Origin of the sequence: Alcaligenes ammonioxydans (assembly GCF_019343455.1) — a bacterium.
GTDB classification, from domain to species: Bacteria; Pseudomonadota; Gammaproteobacteria; order Burkholderiales; family Burkholderiaceae_B; genus Alcaligenes; species Alcaligenes ammonioxydans.
In genome coordinates, this window is the sequence record NZ_CP049362.1 from 2,398,153 (window position 1) to 2,416,546 (window position 18,394).

General features: G+C 57.8%; 19 protein-coding genes. 3 read left to right on the top strand and 16 right to left on the bottom strand.

Annotated features, from left to right (window positions below):
* The first annotated feature begins 71 nt into the window (after positions 1-71).
* Positions 72-899 carry an NADPH-dependent 7-cyano-7-deazaguanine reductase QueF gene (queF, locus tag FE795_RS11015; protein WP_003799215.1) on the top strand — a complete coding sequence of 276 codons (828 nt, stop codon included), beginning with the start codon at positions 72-74 and terminating at the stop codon, positions 897-899.
* A gap of 147 nt (positions 900-1,046) precedes the next feature.
* On the opposite strand, the gene FE795_RS11020 is transcribed toward queF, so the two are convergent.
* The 15 genes from FE795_RS11020 to orn form a co-directional block, all read right to left on the bottom strand.
* A complete protein-coding gene (locus FE795_RS11020; RefSeq protein WP_131070680.1) occupies positions 1,047-2,303 on the bottom strand; it encodes an MFS transporter in 1,257 nt (418 codons plus the stop codon).
* Between the two features lie 5 nt (positions 2,304-2,308).
* Positions 2,309-2,881, bottom strand: coding sequence for a CDP-diacylglycerol--glycerol-3-phosphate 3-phosphatidyltransferase (gene pgsA, locus FE795_RS11025; RefSeq protein WP_003799212.1), 573 nt, complete (start codon positions 2,879-2,881; stop codon positions 2,309-2,311).
* A gap of 42 nt (positions 2,882-2,923) precedes the next feature.
* Entirely contained in the window at positions 2,924-4,747 is a 1,824-nt protein-coding gene (uvrC, locus tag FE795_RS11030) for an excinuclease ABC subunit UvrC (RefSeq protein ID WP_003799209.1), read from the bottom strand.
* Complete coding sequence (gene nagZ, locus FE795_RS11035) at positions 4,710-5,765, bottom strand: beta-N-acetylhexosaminidase (RefSeq protein ID WP_039942890.1); 1,056 nt, start codon at positions 5,763-5,765, stop codon at positions 4,710-4,712. The genes uvrC and nagZ overlap by 38 nt, the downstream gene beginning before the upstream one ends.
* On the bottom strand, positions 5,762-6,220 hold the full coding sequence (gene acpS, locus FE795_RS11040; RefSeq protein WP_003799205.1) for a holo-ACP synthase: 459 nt from the start codon (positions 6,218-6,220) through the stop codon (positions 5,762-5,764). The genes nagZ and acpS overlap by 4 nt, the downstream gene beginning before the upstream one ends.
* A gap of 129 nt (positions 6,221-6,349) precedes the next feature.
* Complete coding sequence (gene paaK, locus FE795_RS11045) at positions 6,350-7,663, bottom strand: phenylacetate--CoA ligase PaaK (RefSeq protein ID WP_131070681.1); 1,314 nt, start codon at positions 7,661-7,663, stop codon at positions 6,350-6,352.
* Positions 7,664-7,736: 73 nt separating this feature from the next.
* Positions 7,737-8,198 (bottom strand): hydroxyphenylacetyl-CoA thioesterase PaaI, encoded by a 462-nt coding sequence (gene paaI, locus FE795_RS11050; RefSeq protein ID WP_003799201.1) that lies wholly within the window; start codon positions 8,196-8,198, stop codon positions 7,737-7,739.
* On the bottom strand, positions 8,198-8,989 hold the full coding sequence (paaG, locus tag FE795_RS11055; RefSeq protein WP_003799200.1) for a 2-(1,2-epoxy-1,2-dihydrophenyl)acetyl-CoA isomerase PaaG: 792 nt from the start codon (positions 8,987-8,989) through the stop codon (positions 8,198-8,200). Before paaG ends, paaI begins: the two co-directional genes overlap by 1 nt.
* A 14-nt stretch (positions 8,990-9,003) precedes the next feature.
* A complete protein-coding gene (gene paaN / locus FE795_RS11060) occupies positions 9,004-10,668 on the bottom strand; it encodes a phenylacetic acid degradation protein PaaN (protein ID WP_131070682.1) in 1,665 nt (554 codons plus the stop codon).
* Positions 10,669-10,750: 82 nt separating this feature from the next.
* Positions 10,751-11,833 (bottom strand): 1,2-phenylacetyl-CoA epoxidase subunit PaaE, encoded by a 1,083-nt coding sequence (paaE, locus tag FE795_RS11065; protein ID WP_131070683.1) that lies wholly within the window; start codon positions 11,831-11,833, stop codon positions 10,751-10,753.
* Between the two features lie 4 nt (positions 11,834-11,837).
* On the bottom strand, positions 11,838-12,338 hold the full coding sequence (gene paaD, locus FE795_RS11070; RefSeq protein ID WP_003799195.1) for a 1,2-phenylacetyl-CoA epoxidase subunit PaaD: 501 nt from the start codon (positions 12,336-12,338) through the stop codon (positions 11,838-11,840).
* Between the two features lie 5 nt (positions 12,339-12,343).
* On the bottom strand, positions 12,344-13,108 hold the full coding sequence (gene paaC / locus FE795_RS11075; RefSeq protein WP_003799193.1) for a 1,2-phenylacetyl-CoA epoxidase subunit PaaC: 765 nt from the start codon (positions 13,106-13,108) through the stop codon (positions 12,344-12,346).
* An 8-nt stretch (positions 13,109-13,116) separates the two neighbouring features.
* Entirely contained in the window at positions 13,117-13,401 is a 285-nt protein-coding gene (gene paaB / locus FE795_RS11080) for a 1,2-phenylacetyl-CoA epoxidase subunit PaaB (RefSeq protein WP_003799192.1), read from the bottom strand.
* A 94-nt stretch (positions 13,402-13,495) separates the two neighbouring features.
* On the bottom strand, positions 13,496-14,488 hold the full coding sequence (paaA, locus tag FE795_RS11085; RefSeq protein WP_003799190.1) for a 1,2-phenylacetyl-CoA epoxidase subunit PaaA: 993 nt from the start codon (positions 14,486-14,488) through the stop codon (positions 13,496-13,498).
* 270 nt (positions 14,489-14,758) lie between these two features.
* Positions 14,759-15,304, bottom strand: a complete 546-nt coding sequence (gene orn / locus FE795_RS11090) for an oligoribonuclease (protein WP_003799188.1) — start codon at positions 15,302-15,304, stop codon at positions 14,759-14,761.
* Positions 15,305-15,347: 43 nt separating this feature from the next.
* On the opposite strand from orn, the gene FE795_RS11095 reads away from it, so the two are divergent.
* Positions 15,348-16,595 carry a M48 family metallopeptidase gene (locus tag FE795_RS11095; RefSeq protein ID WP_003799186.1) on the top strand — a complete coding sequence of 416 codons (1,248 nt, stop codon included), beginning with the start codon at positions 15,348-15,350 and terminating at the stop codon, positions 16,593-16,595.
* On the top strand, positions 16,592-17,491 hold the full coding sequence (gene rsgA / locus FE795_RS11100; RefSeq protein WP_003799185.1) for a ribosome small subunit-dependent GTPase A: 900 nt from the start codon (positions 16,592-16,594) through the stop codon (positions 17,489-17,491). Before FE795_RS11095 ends, rsgA begins: the two co-directional genes overlap by 4 nt.
* A gap of 78 nt (positions 17,492-17,569) precedes the next feature.
* On the opposite strand, the gene FE795_RS11105 is transcribed toward rsgA, so the two are convergent.
* Entirely contained in the window at positions 17,570-18,241 is a 672-nt protein-coding gene (locus FE795_RS11105) for an NUDIX hydrolase (RefSeq protein ID WP_131071833.1), read from the bottom strand.
* Positions 18,242-18,394: the final 153 nt, after the last annotated feature.

Sequence of the window (18,394 nt, forward strand, 5' to 3'; positions counted from 1 at the left end):
CGCCTGTATGCCTTCCGGTGAATGCGTGTTCGCTGCACCGGTTTCCTGTTTTATTTCTGCAGCACCTGCCCATGAGCAACACCTCCCCACTTAAAGATTCGCCGCTCGGACACGATGTGGTTTATCCCACACGTTACGATCCCAACGTCCTGTTTGGTATCGAGCGCTCGCTTAATCGTCAGGCCCTTGAGCTACCTGAACAATGGTATGGCGCTGATATCTGGAACGGTTACGAGGTCTCCTGGCTCAACCCCAAGGGCAAACCCGTGGTCGCCCTGGCCCGCTTTGTCATCCCCTGGAACAGCCCGCGCATTATCGAGTCCAAATCCTTCAAGCTCTATCTGAACTCATTTAATGATGAAGTCGTGCAGGACAGCGACAGTCTCGCTGGACGCATGGAGCAGGATCTGAGCGCCATAGCCGGCGCCCCTGTCCAGGTGACACTATGGCCCTTGAGCGCTCTGAGCGGTCAGACCATCGCCCAACTGGAAGGTCGGAGCATTGATGAGCTCGATATCAGCATCCAGGACTACACACCACAAAGCGGTTTATTGGCCTGCTTGCCTGACGCCCCGCTCGTGACCGAGTCGCTGGTTTCGGATTTACTCAAATCCAACTGTCCCGTTACGGGCCAGCCGGACTGGGGCAGCGTCCAAGTGCGTTATACGGGCCCTCAAATCGACCCCGCCTCTCTTTTACGCTATATCGTTTCGCTACGCCGCCACACGGAATTTCATGAGCATTGTGTGGAGCGTCTTTACAGCGATATCTGGCAAAGCTGCCAACCCGAACGTTTGCTGGTGTATGCCCGTTACACGCGGCGTGGGGGGCTCGACATCAATCCCTGGCGCAGCAGCCATGCAGATAGCGTGCAAGAGCCACGGCTGGCACGTCAGTAAGGTTGCAACTGGCAGGCGCACCTCCCGCTGACCTGTGCACCTTCCAGGGGGCGCCCCCTGCTTTCTGACAAAAAAGAAACCCCAAAATGCGATACGCTTTTGGGGTTTGTTATCAAGCGGTCTCGAGCCAAGCGGCAAAGGATACCGTCAGGCTTTCGCTTTAGTCGATCGGGTGACGGTGGACGCCACATAGACGGCCAGGCCCGCCGCAGTCCAGTATCCGATGGCCGCCCCATACCAAGGGGCCTGCGTCAGACCCACATCCAGCATCAATCCAAAACCCACCGGCGCCAAGGACGAGCCCACGTCCATGCCCGAATACACCAGGCCGTATACAGCCCCGGTCGCCCCCTTGGGCGTAACACGCCGTATCAGCATATCGCGCGAAGGCGAAGCAATACCCGAGCAAAACCCGGCTGCCCCCACAAAAAACAGAGCCATCGATGGCATCACCCAGCCTGCGCCCAGCACCAAAAGCAGCCCACCCGACACGCACAGGGACACAAATACAATCAGCTCAGAGCGTGGCGTGGTAGAAGCAATAAAACCGCCCACAAACATGCCTGCGGCAGACGCCAGCATAAAACCGGACAAGGCCGTACCCGCCACGACCTTATCGATACCGTAGGTGGTGTGCAGCATGGGGATGGTGTAATTCTGCACGACTGCCATGGCCGCCGTGGCAAAGGCAAAGAACAGGAACGCACCCCATAAAGAGGAACGGGACAACAACGTAGACAGCGTGGTCCAGACCGACTCCTTGCTTGGTGGACGCGCCGGCATCGACCCGGAGGCGGTGCGTCCAGCCAGTGCATCCCGGTTTACCAGAACAAGCACCAAAACAGCCGCAATCAGAGCGGCCGCCGACAGCACGGCAACACGCCAGTTGAAGTAAATGGTCAGCGTGGTGATAAAGACCGGCGTCAAGGCCCAGCCCAGGTTACCTGTCAAACCGTGAGCACTGAAGGCATGGCCCAAACGCGCCGGGCTGACACGGTGATTGAGAATGGAGTAATCCACCGGGTGAAAAACCGCATTGCCCACCCCGCCAATCAGGGCAGCCGCCAACAGCATGCCATAGCCATTGGCCGTTCCGATCAACAAGGCGGCCGCTACAAAGCAGGACAGGCCTACTTTCAGCACCGGCAAGGCCCCGATCCGGTCAACCAGAAAACCCGAAGAGGCCTGCCCAAAGCAGGACACCAGATAAAAAGCGGTGACCAAACCTCCCAACTTCAGAAAGTCATAACCGAACTCTTGCCCCAGGGAAATGTACAGCGTGGGCAAGATAAGTTGAAAAAAGTGCGAACTGGCGTGCGCGATACCGATCACGCCAATGACCTGCCAGTCCTGCGACCCGTCCGGTCCCGCCCCGGCCAGCGTCCTTGTCGATGAGTTAGTCATTTGTCTCACAGCTGCTTTTTCTTGATCTCAGGCCAGGCTTTTTGCAGGTAGTAGCACATGGACCAGACCGTCAGGACCGCTGCAACGATAATAAGAGCTTGCCCGATGATCCGTGTAGGCAGCCCCATGACAGGCGACCAGTACAACAGGCAGGGAATGGCAACCATTTGCGCGGCGGTTTTGAATTTACCCAAGCGATGAACCGCTACACTGCCGCTGGCGCCAATCTTGGCCATCCACTCCCGCAAGGCAGAAATGGTAATTTCACGACCGATAATAATCAGCGCGATAAAGGCGTCCACTCGCCCCAGATCCAGTAACACCAGCAAGGCGGCGCTGACCATCAGTTTGTCGGCAACCGGGTCCAGAAAGGCGCCAAACGAGGACGTCTGGTTCCAGCGTCGCGCCAGCCAGCCGTCGAACCAGTCGGTCGCAGCGGCAACGACAAAGACAGCCGCTGCCCACAGATCGCGCGTTTCGATGCTCAGCCAGTGTTCCGGCAAATAAAACAGGGCAACGATCAGGGGAATCAGGACGATACGAAGCCACGTCAGGGCAATGGGCAGATTTAAAGGCATAGCTTGGGTACCAACCTAATTTAAAACAACAAAGGCTCTCGCCTATCGTAAAGCATGATAAATACGTTCGGCCAGCTCCGTGGATATTCCATCAACCGCACTAAGCTCATCGATACTGGCATCGGCAACGCCACTAAAGCCCCCAAAGCGAGCCAGCAGACGCTGGCGACGCTTGGCGCCAATCCCATCAATATCCTCCAGACGCGACACGTTGCGCGTTTTGGCACGCTGAGCGCGCATGCCCGTAATCGCAAAGCGGTGGGCCTCGTCACGCACCTGGGCAACCAGCATCAAGGCAGCTGACTCCACGCCCAGGGCCACAGGCGGTCGATCATCGGCAAACACCAGGGTCTCCAGACCTACTTTACGCTTTTCTCCCTTGGCCACACCAACCAGAACATGAATGTCCAGGCCCAATTCGACAAAGACCTGCCGGGCGATCTCTACCTGCCCTTTGCCACCGTCGATCAGGACAATGTCGGGCAAAGGCGCCAGACCTTCGGCAACCCGCGAGAACCGTCGGTTCAGTACCTGGCGCATGGCTGCGTAATCATCACCGGGGGTGATGCCGGCAATGTTGTAGCGACGATAAAGGGAGTTCTGCATTTCGTGGTGCTTATAAACCACACACGAGGCCTGCGTGGCCTCCCCAGCCGTATGGCTGATGTCAAAGCATTCGATGTGCAACGCATCGAGCTGGGCCTCATCCAGGTCCAGTTGCAATACTTCGGCCAGAGCCCGGGTACGATCCGCACGGGCCGTCGATTCGCTCAAGACCCGGGCAAGCGCCAGGCCGGCATTCTTCGTTGCCTGTTCCAGCCAGATCTTGCGCACGCCTTGAGGGCGCACCACAATGCGCGCCTTCACACCGGTTTGCTCCGCCAGCAAAGGCATCAGATCAGGATCAGGCAGGGCGTGCGAGCAAACCAGCACGGGTGGCATGCGACGTTCCAGGTAGTGCTGGGCGATAAAGGCCGCAAGCACCTCGCTTGGGGTGTCATCGTTGATCTGGGTAGGGAAAAAGGCACGATCTCCCAGATGACGGCCCCCGCGCACCATGGCCAGGTTCACACAGAACTTGCCCCCGGCATTGAGGACCACAATAACGTCGACATCTTCCTTGCCCACCTGCTCCATGCTTTGCTGCTGCAACACGGCTGACAAGGCTTTCATCTGGTCGCGCAAAATCGCGGCCTGCTCAAAATCCAGCGAGTCCGAGGCCTGCATCATGCGCTCTTGCAACTCACTCAGGATTTGCGTGGTGTGACCATCCAGAAAGCTGATGGCGCGCTGCACATCCCGCTGATACTGCTCAGGCGAGATCAGATTGACGCACGGCGCCGAACAGCGCCCGATCTGATGCAGCAGACAGGGGCGACTGCGATTGGCGTAGACGCTGTCCTCACAGGTGCGCAACCGAAACACCTTTTGCAGGATCTGAATGGTTTCACGCACCGCCCAGGAGTTGGGATAAGGGCCAAAGAAATGGCCCTTCCCGCTGGTACTGCCCCGGTAATAGGCAATACGAGGCGCCTGGTGCGCGCTGATCATCAGGTAGGGGTAGGACTTGTCATCCCGGAAAAGAATGTTGTAGCGTGGCCGCAGACGCTTGATGAGGTTGTTTTCCAGCAGCAAGGCCTCGGCCTCGCTGCGGGTAACAGTCACCTCGATGCGCGCGACACGCGCCACCATATGGGCAATGCGGGGACTGCTCAGCGTTTTTTGAAAGTACGAGCTGACACGACGCTTGAGATCCCGCGCCTTGCCCACATACAGTACCTCGCCCTGTTCATCGAGATGCCGGTATACGCCCGGCAAATTCGGTAAATCAGACAGATAGGATTTTAGATTGAAGTCCGCGGGCATATTGATAGTGTTCATCCGCTTGCAAGGCGTCCCAATCCAAAGCGGGCGTGCTAGGCATGAGACGACGAATGCGGTTTTGCGATTCCTCGGAAATCGTGAAATCCAGGCGCGAGAGCAAGTCGTCGGCCAGATCAGGACGATTGCAGACCAGCACCATGTCGCAGCCCGCCCCCAAGGCCGCTTGAGCGCGTGCCAGGATGTCGCCCACAACGGTGGCGCCTTCCATGGTCAGGTCGTCGGAAAAAATGACGCCGTCATAGGCCAGGGCCTTGCGCAGCACACGCTGAATCCAGTATGGCGAGAAGCCGGCTGGCAGCGGGTCTACTTTGGAATAGATCACGTGTGCAGGCATTACGGAGGGCAACTGCAAGGTGCCAAGCCAACCGTAAGGGGCAGCATCCTCGTCCAGAATCTCTTCCAGTATACGGTCGTCCACGGGAATCTCGTGGTGCGAATCCGCCTCTACGCCGCCATGACCGGGAAAGTGCTTGCCGCAGGCAGCCATACCGGCCTTGTTCAAACCACGGATCAAGCCAGCGGCCAACATGGACACTGCCCGCGGATTGCGATGGAAAGACCGATCGCCAATAACCTTGCTGACTCCCCAGTCCAGATCCAGCACCGGCGTAAAGCTCATATCCACACCACAGGCGCGCAGCTCGGCAGCCAGCACATAGCCCGTATCGGCAGCAACAGCCGCCGCCTTGACGGCATCACGCGTCCAGAGCTGGCCCAACTGGCTCATGGCGGGCAGCGTGGTAAAGCCATCCTCGCGGAAACGCTGCACCCGCCCCCCCTCGTGATCCACCGCAATCAGCAAGGGCTCGTTACGCGCCTCGTGAATCGACTGGCACAGGGCGGTCAGTTGCGCACGGTTTTCAAAGTTGCGGCTAAACAGAATCACGCCACCGACCAGCGGATGGCGCAGGCGCTCGCGCTCGTGGTCCGTCAGAACCGTGCCCTGCACATCGACCATGACCGGGCCCGGTGGCAGTACTGCTTGTGGGGAAGAACTCATTTAGTATCAGACTCAGCTAAGAATAAGGAAGAAATGGCCGGCGCTTTGACTTCCAGCACCACAAAGGCCATGGCCATATCGGATTCATCAGTCAGGGAAATATGAACCGCCCCGAAACGGGCGTCAAACCAGCTTTGCAGGTCCGCAGACAAGCGCACCATCGGACGTCCACCGGGCGCATTCAGGGTTTGCATGCGCGACCACGCCATGGGCATGCGCATGCCCAACCCGACCGCTTTGGAAAAAGCTTCTTTAGCCGCAAAGCGGGTTGCCAGATAGCGCAGTCCCCTTACCGGGTCGCGCGCCTGACGGCGGGCATAGACCTGCTGCTCCTGCTCGCCCAGGATGCGTTTTACAAAACGATCGCCGTGACGAGCCAGGGCGCGCTCGATCCGTTCCACACGAATCAGGTCGGTGCCAATGCCGGCAATCAAACCTGGCTGTATTGGGGGCATGATGTGATCAGAAAAAAATACGAAAACGGCGTGAGCCGCCTACTAGCTTGCAATGATACCGTGAGAGCGCCGAATACAAAAACGGCCCTGCCAGAGCAGAGCCGTTGTGGAGTCCGGACGCAATCGTGCCTAAAACGCGCGCTTGTCGATCACGCGCTTGGCTTTACCCGTTACCGTACGCTCGACCATACCCGAGGACTGCACGCGAATACGTGCACTCACACCAATAAAGGTCTTGATGGAGTGGCTCAGGCGGCGGGCCATTTGCTCACGCTCGGCATCATTTAAGTGATTGAACTCCGGGCGAACCTCCACCATAATTTCCAGCTCGTCCATATTGCCATTACGACTCAAGACCAGTTGGTACTGGGCAGCCAGCTCGGGCATCTTCAGAACCAGCTCCTCGACCTGCGTCGGGAACAGGTTCACACCACGCACAATCACCATATCGTCGCTGCGGCCCGTGATCTTGCCGATCCGGCGCATGCTGCGCGAGGTAGGTGGCAGCAACTGGGTCAGGTCACGAGTACGGTAGCGAATGACCGGCATGGCTTCCTTGCTCAGCGAGGTAAAGACCAGTTCTCCGCTCTCACCCTCGGCCACGGGCTCGCCGGTTTCAGGGTTGATGATTTCCGGGTAGAAGTGGTCTTCCCAGACCACTGGGCCGTCCTTGCTTTCCACACATTCCATGGCCACGCCAGGCCCCATTACCTCGGACAGACCATAAATATCCACAGCATCGATACCGGCACGCTGCTCAATATCCAGACGCATCTGCCCTGTCCAGGGTTCAGCGCCAAAAATACCGATGCGCAAGGAAGTATCGCGTGGGTCCATGCCCTGACGCTCGATCTCTTCCACGATATTGCAGAAGTAGGAAGGCGTGACCAGAATCACGTCGGGACGGAAGTCCTGAATCAGTTGAACCTGCTTTTCAGTCTGACCACCGGACATGGGAACCACCGTGCATCCCAGACGCTCAGCACCGTAGTGGGCACCCAGGCCGCCTGTGAACAGACCATAGCCGTAGGCCACATGGGCAATGTCGCCAGGACGGGCGCCAGCTGCCCACATGGAACGGGCAAACAGGTCTGCCCAGGTGGAGATGTCCTTGGCCGTGTAGCCAACCACGGTGGGCTTGCCCGTTGTGCCACTGGACGCGTGCACGCGTGCTACCTGTTCGCGAGGAACCGCAAACATTTTGAAGGGGTAGTTGTCACGCAGATCCTGCTTGGTCGTGAAGGGAAACTTGGAAATATCCGACAACTGCTTCAAATCGTCGGGGTGCACGCCCGCTTCATCAAATTTCTGCCGATAGTGCGGCACATTCTCGTAAGCATGCCGCAACGTCCACTTCAGACGTTCCAGCTGCAAGTTGCGGATCTCGTCAACACTTGCATGCTCGATGGCATCGCGGCCAACCTGTTCTTTAATTGCTGTCATGGTGTACTCCTGCCCTGCCGCTGGTGTGGTACTTCCGACCCCCCCGGGTCCACAGGGTATGTATCGTCAAAGATTATTTTTTTTCAATTCCGCCCAATACCGTGCCATTGAGCCGGTACGAGCGTCCACGGAACAAGGCAATGCGCTTGTTGTTCTGGTTGACCACCTCGATGTCATACACACCGGTGCGGCCTGCCAGGGAAGCCTCAACCGCACGAGCAGTCAGGACATCCCCTTCAAAGGCAGGCGCCAGGTAATCGATGGTGCAACCCGACGCAACGGTCGGTGCATTGCGGGAATTGCAGGCAAACGCAAAGGTGCTGTCGGCCAACGCAAAAATGAAACCACCGTGACAGGTCTTGTGGCCGTTGAGCATGTCGGCACGTACCGTCATGCTCATGTCCGCCCTGCCCGGTGCGACGCTATCCAGGCTCAGGCCCAAAGCCTGAGATGCCTGGTCATTGCCAAACATATGGTCACTGACCTGCTGAGCCAGTGCCTGGGGGTCTTCAACAGCCATTGCGTTGCTTTGCATTACTTTCCTTTAAATTGGGGGGCACGTTTGCCCAGGAATGCATTAACACCCTCACGATAATCTTCGGAGGCACCCAGTTCACGCATCAAGTCGCGTTCCAGATCCAACTGTTGATCAAGCGAATGGGCATCACTGGCATAAATCGCTTTCTTGGCGTAAGCCAGACCTTTGGTCGGCGCCTGGGCAAAATGAGCGGCCAGCTCGTTCAGACGAGCCTGGAAAGCCTCATCGTCCACGCATTCCCAGATCAGCCCCCACTGCGCAGCCTGTTCGGCCGAGAGCTTGTCGCCCAGCAAAGACAGACCCATGGCGCGGGCGGTGCCCACCAGACGCGGCAAGAAGAATGTACCGCCGGTGTCCGGCAACAAGCCAAGACGGCAAAAAGGCTGGATGAAGCTGGCCGAACGGGCGGCAATCACAATATCGCCCGCCAGAGCCAGGTTCGCTCCAGCACCCGCAGCCACGCCGTTGACCCCCACTACCACCGGCGCAGCCAATGCGCGCAGACGACGCACCAGCGGTGCGTAGAATTTCTCAATGGTTGCACCCAGATCGACGGGGGCATCGCCAGCACTCATCTGACGCTCGGACAGGTCCTGGCCGGCGCAAAAGCCGCGTCCATTACCGGTCAGAATCAGCACACGCAAATCGGCGCACTGTTCCACCTTGTCCAGAGCCTGAGCCAGCTCACCGTGCATGTCGGCCGTGAAGCTGTTGAGCTTGTCGGGACGATTCAAGGTAATGCGTGCTACGCCGTTTTCCAGTTGAAATTGAATACTTTGGTCAGTCACCTGGCCATCCTCCTTTAGAAATGCCAGCGGGTCTGAACGACACGGAAACGGTTAGCCACATAGGCCGAGTCCGACAGAGAGGCGTTGGCAGCCGGGTTGGCGCCCGTACCATGGAAGTCGCTGTAGGCTGCGGTCTGATTAATGAACACGGCGCCGGTCAGGTTCAGGGACAGGGACACACCGGAACGCTCGGCCATGCGCTGGATCTGGGCAGTCACGGCATCATCGGTGCTGTACGCCGACAAGGTCAGTGCGCCGTGCTCGATCACGTTGCGTCCTGCCACTTCAATGCTTTGCTCGGTCGAATCGGTTTGCACCACAAATACGATGGGGCCAAACCATTCTTGCTGAATCTCGGGCTGGTCCACACGGGCCTGCAAGACCAGAGGTGTGCGTACGCGGGCACCGGGAAATGCAGGGTGCTCCAGTGTCTGGCTGTCAGCCAGGATAGGCATGCCCAGCTGGCGCGCCTGATCGATACGCTGTGCGCAGGCTTCGTTTTGCACAGCACCGGTAATTTCAACGGCGCGGGCCGGATCGGACACCAGTTTTTGTACGGCCTGGGCCAGACCTTGAGCCACTTCGTCAAAACTCATCACACCATCAGCCGTGCGGATACCGTCACGAGGCACGTAGATGTTTTGAGGAGCAGTACACATCTGGCCGGAATACAGGGCAAAGGAGAAAGCCAGATTGCGGGCAACCGCCTTGAAATCGTCAACCGAATTAATAATGACCTGGTTCACACCGGCTTTTTCGGTGTAGACCAACGCGTGGCGCGCATTTGCTTCCAGCCAGTTGCCGTTTTGGCTACTGCCGGTAAAGTCGATCAGCTTGACGGCCTTGTTCATGGCCAATTGCTGTGCCGTATCTTCCGAAGGCTCGTGAGCCGCCAGCAAGACCACGTTGGGATTGAAACCGGCCTCGGCCAGCACTTCGCGCGCGACAGCCACGGTAATGGCCAGAGGCAGGATCGCGCCAGGATGCGGCTTCACAATCACGGTGTTGCCGGTGGCCAAGGAAGCAAACAGGCCAGGGTAACCATTCCAGGTCGGGAAGGTGGAGCAACCAATGACCAGACCAATGCCACGGGGCACAACTTTGAACTGTTTCTTCATCTGGATGGGATCATGCTTGCCCTGGGGCTTGATCCAGTCAACCAGACCGGGGATGCGGGACATTTCCTGCCAGGCGTAGGCCACGGCTTCCAGCGCACGTTCCTGAGCGTGAGGGCCACCGGCCTGGAAGGCCATCATGAAACCCTGGCCCGTTGTGTGCTGCACGGCATGAGCAATCTCGAAGCTGCGCTGGTTCAAGCGATGCAGAATTTCCAGACAAATGCCCACCCAGGCCTGCGGGCCCGCATCGCGCCAGCTGTCCAGCGCCAGTTGCGACTGGGCCACCAACTGATCCACGGGGACTTTGGGGTAACGGATGCCCAGATCAAAACCAAAAGGCGAGCGCTCATTACCCACTTCTCCTTGGGCGCCTTCCAGCGTCAAGGGAAAGGCTTTGTCGCGGTAGGCTTCAAATGCAGCCTGACCTTCCTGAGCCGCGGTTTCACCGTAAGCGCGCGGGCTGGGATTTTCAGGATAAGCGCTCCAGAAATTGCGCGCTAGGATGCTGCTCAAAGCCTGATCCAGCGTCGCCTGATGCGTTTTGAAAAAATCTGCTGCCATACAATGTGCTCCTGAAACTAGTAGGACGCCAAGCTGGGAAGCTGGCGTCCAGATTCTTGGAAAACCGCTATTTTTGGCGGTCTTAGGTTTCCTGATCGAAGTCAATCACTACCCGGTCGGTTACCGGAAAGCTTTGGCAACTGAGCACGAAACCGCGGGCTACTTCGTAATCTTCCAGCGCAAAGTTGGCGTCCATGTCCACTTCGCCCTCTACCACTTTGCAACGGCAGGTGGAGCAAACACCACCTTTACAGGAATACGGCAATTCCAGACCTTGCTCGAGCGCTGCATCCAAAATGCTGCTGTTGCTCTTGCTGATGGTCAGGTTGCGTGTGATGCCATCCTGAATCACGGTCAGCTCGCACTCTTCCTTGCCCGGTGCCTTGCGCGACTCTTCACCCGTACGCAGCGCACGTGGCCCTTTGGGAGCGCCAAACAGCTCGAACTTGATCTGGGATTTTTGCAGACCGTTTTCCTGCAAGGCGGCCACCACCTGCTCGCTCATGTCCTGGGGACCGCACACAAAGGCCACATCCACACTGGCCGGATCGAACCATTGCTGCATCAGCTGGCGGACTTTCTCACCGTCCAGGCGACCGTTGAACAGATCAATATCCTGCGTTTCCCGGCTCATGATATACACGATGGAGAAACGTTCCATATAGGTGTTTTTCAGGTCCTCGATCTCTTCGCGAAACATGATGGCCGAAGAGGCGCGGTTACCGAAAAACAGCGTGAAGGTGGAATTGGGCTCGGTATCCAACGCGGTCTTGACCAGCGACAGAATGGGGGTGATACCGCTCCCCACCGCAAAGGCAACATAACGGTGCGCGTTGCTGGGGTCAAAATCTACGGTGAAGTTGCCATCAGGAGGCATGACCTCCAGCGAAGCACCTGCCTGCAGATGGCTGTTGGCCCAGGTAGAGAAAGCACCATCATTGACGCGCTTGATCGCCACCCGCAGCAAGCGGTCGTGCGGAGCGGCACAGATCGAGTAGGAGCGGCGCAGTTCCTGGCCGTCCAGATGGGTGCGCAGGGTCAGATACTGACCGGGGCGAAACTGAAACACATCCTGCAAATTGTCGGGCACATCAAAAGCTACCACCACAGCATCGCGGGTGCTGCGCGAGACCGATGCCACAGGAAGAGAATAAAACTGACTCATAGGACTAATGCGCCTTAAAGTAATCGAATGGTTCGCCACAGCTGATGCAGCGGTACAGCGCCTTGCACGGCGTCGAGCCAAACTGGCTGATGACCCGTGTATGCGTGGAGCCACACTGAGGACAGGCCACCACGGGCGCCTCGGGCTGGCGCAGCAAACCAGAAATATCAACTGCACTTTGGGCCGGGGGAGCGATACCGTAATCACGCAGGGCCAGCTTGCCTTGCTCACTCATCCAATCGGTCGTCCAGGCCGGCGACAACTTCGTATCGACTCGAACCTGCTCGATGCCGGCCTGCTGCAAGGCTTGCTCAATCGAGTGGCTCATCTCGTACATCGCCGGACAACCAGAGTACGTCGGTGTGATGGTGACCACGCACACGCCTTCCTCCCAGTTCACGTCACGCACAATGCCCAGGTCCAGCAAGGAGATCACGGGGATCTCCGGATCTGGAACCGTGGCCAGTATCTGCATGACTTGCTCGGTGCTCCAGGTCTGTGTCATGACGATCACCAGGTGGCGTCGGGGTACATACGTGGCAGATGCTGCATTTCCGCCAGCAGATACCCTAATGCTTCCGTATGACGGCCTTGCGGACCGCCACGGTATGCCTTGTGCTGGGCATCCTGTTCGGCTGGACAACGCAAGGTAGCGCGCTCCAGGGCGGTCCGGATGTACTCCAGGCAGGGCTGCCACAGGCTGGCCATCAAGGGCACGGCCTGACGCTGAGCCAGCTCCTGGGTGACCTCATCATCCAGGAACAGTTCACCCAGATAGAACCAGGCATCGTCTATCGCTTTTTGCATGCGCTTGTGGCTCTCGGCAGTACCATCACCCAGACGCACGATCAGATCGGTCGAGCGGCGCAAGTGGTACAGCACTTCCTTGTGCGCTTTCTGGGCGATGGCCCGAATCTGCTCATCGGTGGATTGCAGCAACTGCTCCAGCAAGAAACAGTGCCAGGCATCAAAGAGAAACTGACGCGCCAAGGTATCGCCATAGTGACCGTTCTCACGTTCGACCAACAGATAGTTGGTGTACTCGTGAGCGTCACGATGATAGGCCAGACGATCTTCGTCGCGGCCTTGGCCTTCGGTCTCGCCGGCCAGCGTCAGCCACATGCGGGCCTGACCCAACAGGTCCAGGGCGGTATTGGCACAGGCCAGCTCTTCTTCCAGAGCCGGGCCATGTCCAGTCCATTCACCCAGACGCTGAGCCAGCACCAGGGTGGAATCGCCCATGCGCAGGGCGTAGGAAAACAGGGCTTTGTCCATACCGATTCCTACATATTGATGCCGTCAGGCATGGGGAAAAAGGTAGGGTGACGGTAGACCTTGGTGTTGGAGGGCTCAAACAGCGGCCCTTTGTCACCCGGACTGGAAGCCGCGATATCGGCAGCACGCACCACCCAGATGCTCACGCCTTCATTACGGCGGGTATAGACATCACGCGCATTGTTAATGGCCATTTCGGCATCCGGCGCGTGCAGGCTGCCTACATGCTTGTGAGCCAAACCATGCTGGCTGCGAATGAAAACTTCCCACAGGGGCCAATCGTTCTTGCTCATAACTGAAAATTCCTTGCTGTGCAGTCGCGCTCTTACTGCGCGGACTGCGAATCGGATCGGATCAGAAACCGTCACGGTTTCCTGGCCTTAGGGATCAGGCCACCTTGCGGATGGCTTCCTGCTTCTGGGCATGGGCATCCAGTGCCTCACGGAACCACGCGCCGTTTTCGTGGGCGTCCACCCGGGCCTGGAGTCGTTCACGATTACAGGGGCCATTGCCCTTGATCACCGCCCAGAACTCATCCCAGTCAATCTCGCCAAAGTCGTAGTGGCCGCGCTCTTCGTTCCAGCGCAGATCAGGATCAGGAATGGTCAGGCCCAGATACTCGGCCTGCGGCACGGTCTGATCCACCATTTTCTGGCGCAACTCATCATTCGAGAACAGCTTGATCTTCCACTGCATGGACTGGGCGCTGTTGGTGGAGTCTGCATCGGAGGGGCCGAACATCATTAGCGCGGGCCACCACCAACGGTTGATGGAGTCCTGCGCCATGGCCTTCTGTTCCGGGGTGCCATGCAGGCACATCTGGATCAAAAGATCGTAACCCTGGCGCTGGTGGAAAGACTCTTCCTTGCATACCCGCACCATGGCACGGGCGTAAGGACCGTAAGAGCAGCGGCACAAGGGAATCTGGTTAATGATGGCCGAGCCGTCAACCAGCCAGCCGATCATGCCGATGTCGGCCCAATTCAGGGTGGGGTAATTAAAAATGCTGGAGTACTTGGCTTTGCCCGACAACAGATCATCGACCAGTTTGTCACGGCTGACACCCAGTGTTTCGGCAGCGCTATACAGATACAGACCGTGACCGGCCTCGTCCTGCACCTTGGCCATCAAGATCGCTTTACGCTTGAGCGAAGGAGCGCGGGTAATCCAGTTGCCTTCGGGCAGCATCCCGACAACCTCGGAGTGCGCGTGCTGAGAAATCTGGCGCACCAGGGTTTTGCGATAGGCTTCGGGCATCCAGTCCCTAGCTTCGATGCGGACACCCTCATCGATGCGCTCTTGAAACCGACGCTCTTCGTCGGACATCTGCTCGATATCCCGGACCTGCTTGACGCCTGTCTCTACAAGTTGTGCATACATGACCATCCCCGGTAAGAGTACTGAAAGCGTTCAACAAAATTTTGTTTTGACGCAAACCATATACACTTCATTATTTAATACGAAAAATGTGATGTCAATCGCAAAACCGTATCATATGACCCGGAAACGGATACTTTAAGGGTAAATACTTAGACGTAAAAAAACCGAGGTGCGATAAATCGCTGCCCTCGGTTTTGGTCCCGCCCGCATGCCCTTGCCTGCCCTGGCAGACGCGCTTAACGCGCTTGCGCCTTGACCGGCGCGCTGTGTTTACAGGCGGATGAAATGCTCGCGGTAGTGTTTAAGTTCGTCGATGGACTCGTAAATGTCGGCCAAGGCTTCGTGGCGGCTTTGCTTGACGAAACTTTTAACGACATCGGGTTTCCAACGCAGAGCCAGCTCTTTCAAGGTGCTGACATCCAGATTGCGATAATGGAAGAAGGCCTCCAGGCGGGGCATGTAGCGGTACATGAAACGACGGTCCTGGCTGATGGTGTTGCCACACAGGGGCGACTTGCCCGCTGGTACATGCTCTTTCAGAAACTCCAGCAACTGATCCTCGGCCTGCGCTTCAGTCAGGGTCGACGCTTTGACCTTGTCGATCAGGCCACTGCGGCCATGTGTCCCCTTGTTCCAGGCGTCCATGCCATCGAGCAATGTGTTGCTTTGATGAACCACCAGAACCGGGCCTTCGGCTACCAGGGTCAAGTCTGCTTCTGTTACCACGACCGCAACTTCGATGATGCGCTCTTTGTCCGGGTCCAGTCCTGTCATCTCCATATCGAGCCAGACCAGACGCTGTGTGTGAACCGCCATATAATCATTCCTCAAAACGCCCATTTTACATATAGCCGCCTCCATGCTGACTTTGTTGTTCATTATCTTTCTGCTGGCAGACGTTTTGCTGCGCTTTTATCTCGGTCTGCGGCAGATCCGGCACGTTTATCGACATCAGAACCAGGTGCCTGCCGAGTTTTCCGAACGCATCGGCCTGCATAGTCATCAGCGCGCGGCGCGTTACACCATTGCACGCACACGGCTGGGCTTGAGCGAACGCCTGGTGGAAGCCCTGGTGTTGCTGGGCTTTACCTTGCTGGGTGGCTTGCAATGGCTGGATATCACCCTGGGCCACTGGATCAGCCACGAACTGCTGCGGCAGCTTGCCCTGATTGGCGCCGTGCTGGCGATTATGGGTCTGGTCGGCCTGCCCTTTGCCTGGTATCGCAAGTTCGTACTGGAGGCGCGCTTTGGCTTTAACCGCATGACACCTGCCTTGTTTTTTGCGGATACCGCCAAAACACTGCTCATCATCTTGGTGCTGGGCACACCCCTGTGCGCCGCCCTGCTCAGCCTGATGGATTGGGCCGGACCCTCCTGGCCGTGGTATGGCTGGGGCTTGTGGCTGGCCTTCAATCTACTGGTGCTATGGTTGTACCCGCGTGTTATCGCCCCGCTCTTCAACACGTTTAAACCACTGGAAGATGCCGGCCTGCGGGATCGCATCAACGCTTTGGCGCAACGTTGTGGCTTCCAGACCAGTGGGTTGTACGTAATGGATGGCTCGCGCCGCTCCGCCCACGGCAATGCGTACTTCACCGGGCTAGGGCGCCAAAAACGTATCGTGTTTTTTGACACCTTGCTCAACAAACTCCAGCCCGAAGAAGTCGAGGCCGTGCTGGCGCATGAACTGGGCCACTTCAAGCATCGGCATATACAACGCCGCCTCTTGATCAGTGTGCTGACATCGCTGGTCTTTTTCCTGCTGGCAGGCTGGGCCTGGGGCAAAGTGGGCTTTTACACCGGCCTGGGTGTCATCCCTCAACTAGGCCGCCCCAATGATGCGCTGGCTCTGATCCTGTTCTTTATGGTGGTGCCCACCTTTACCTTCTGGATGGGTCCTTTGAGCGCCCTGCTCTCACGCCGTGACGAATATCAGGCCGACCATTTTGCGGCCCAGCACAGTGGTGCCCAGGACTTGATCAGCGCCTTGCTCAAGCTCTATAACGACAATGCTGCAACGCTGACACCTGATCCGCTACACTCTGCCTTCTACGACAGCCACCCCAACGCGATTGATCGCATTCGACACCTGAAAAGCCTGGCATGACATCTACAACCATTAGCGGTCTGGTGACCGCCGCCCACGGTCGCCACTACTTTGTCGAGCTGCCCGATGGCCAAACCATCAAATGTTTCCCGCGTGGAAAAAAAGCGGGGATTGCGGTGGGCGACCAGGTCGATGTCATGATGCAGGCCAAAGGCGAAGGCTCCATTGAGCAGGTACAGGAGCGGCGCAATTTGCTGTATCGCTCTGACGACTTCCGTACCAAGCAATTTGCCGCCAATATCGATCAGCTCCTGATCGTGGTGGCGCCCGAACCCGCCTATTCCGAAGACCTGCTGGGGCGAGCGCTGGTTGCCGCCTGGAGCGTGGATATTGATCCGGTCATTATCTTGAACAAGGCGGACCTGGGCACGCATCTGGAGCGCGCCCGACGCAAACTGGCTCCGATTGCCGCGCTGGGGGTGCCTATTTTAGAAATGGTGGCCTTGGAACCCGAACAGACCCGGGAAGCACTGGCTCCCTGGCTGGCGAACAAACGCACGCTACTGCTCGGTCAGAGTGGCATGGGCAAATCCACATTGCTCAATGCCCTGGTTCCGGATGCAGGCGCACTGACCCAGGAATACTCGCAAGCCTTGGGGGCAGGTCGGCACACGACCACCAGCACCCGTCTCTATCACCTGCCCAATAGCGGCGACCTGATCGACAGCCCCGGCTTCCAGGCCTTTGGACTGTCGCATATGACGCAAGAAGATATTGCTCACGGCTTCCCCGACTTTCGCAAAGCTGTGGAATCCTGCCGCTTTTATAACTGCACCCACAGGCATGAGCCAGGCTGTGGCGTGCTGGCGGCCATCGAGGCGGGCAGCATTCACCCTGAGCGTCACGCGCTGTACCAGCGCTTGCTGGCCGAACACGAGAACAAACCCCGCTACTAAGAGAACAAGGGGAGAGGCAAAACGCGCTGTTTTGTGAAAGCGGGATTCGGCGTCGGAGCGACCGACCGTCCAGCCTGACTACAGACCTGTGTCGCGCGTATCCCCGCCGGCAGACAATTGCACCCAGGCGGCGGACAGATGGTGGTAGAGATTGCGAATCAAGACCGCGGTGGCGCCCCAAATAAAATAAGGCCCCCACGGAATCGAAAAGTAATAGCGACCCGCCCCGTCGGGCAAATCCGCATGATGCAATTGATGACGCTGCGGGTCCAGCAGGACTGACAGGGGCACCTCAAAGACTTCGGCGACCTCGGAACTGTCAGGCAGCACCTGAAAGCCCTCTTGCAGCTCACCAATAACAGGACGCATCGCAAACTGGGTGCTGGTGACAAAAATGGGATGCTGGCCTAGATAACGCACAAAGCGCGGCTCAATACCGATCTCTTCCTGGGTTTCACGCAAGGCGGCTTCCACCGGCCCCAGGTCCGAGGCCTCAATACGCCCCCCAGGAAAACTGATCTGCCCGGCATGGTTGTGCAGGTGCATGGCCCGGCGCGTAAAAATGACGGTAGGCCCCTCGGGTCGCTGCATCACGCCAATACAGACGGCGGAGCGCACATTCATGGAACCGGGCAAAAACTCGGGATAAAACGAACTGCGAAATAAAGGCTCGACCTGCCACTGTATGGGCTGGGAAAAAGCGCTACGCAGAAAATCCAATTGCTGGGCTTGCGCAGGCAAATCAGGCAAAGGGTCTAATGCAACCAGGGGTTGGCTGCGAGGGTCGAATCCAGGAACGATAACGGGCCTGATACGAGGCTTATCCATAAGAACTGGTATGTGATCCCACATAAAAACAAAGGCACCCGCCTGGGTGCCTTTGCATCGCTGTTCGCTGGGAAA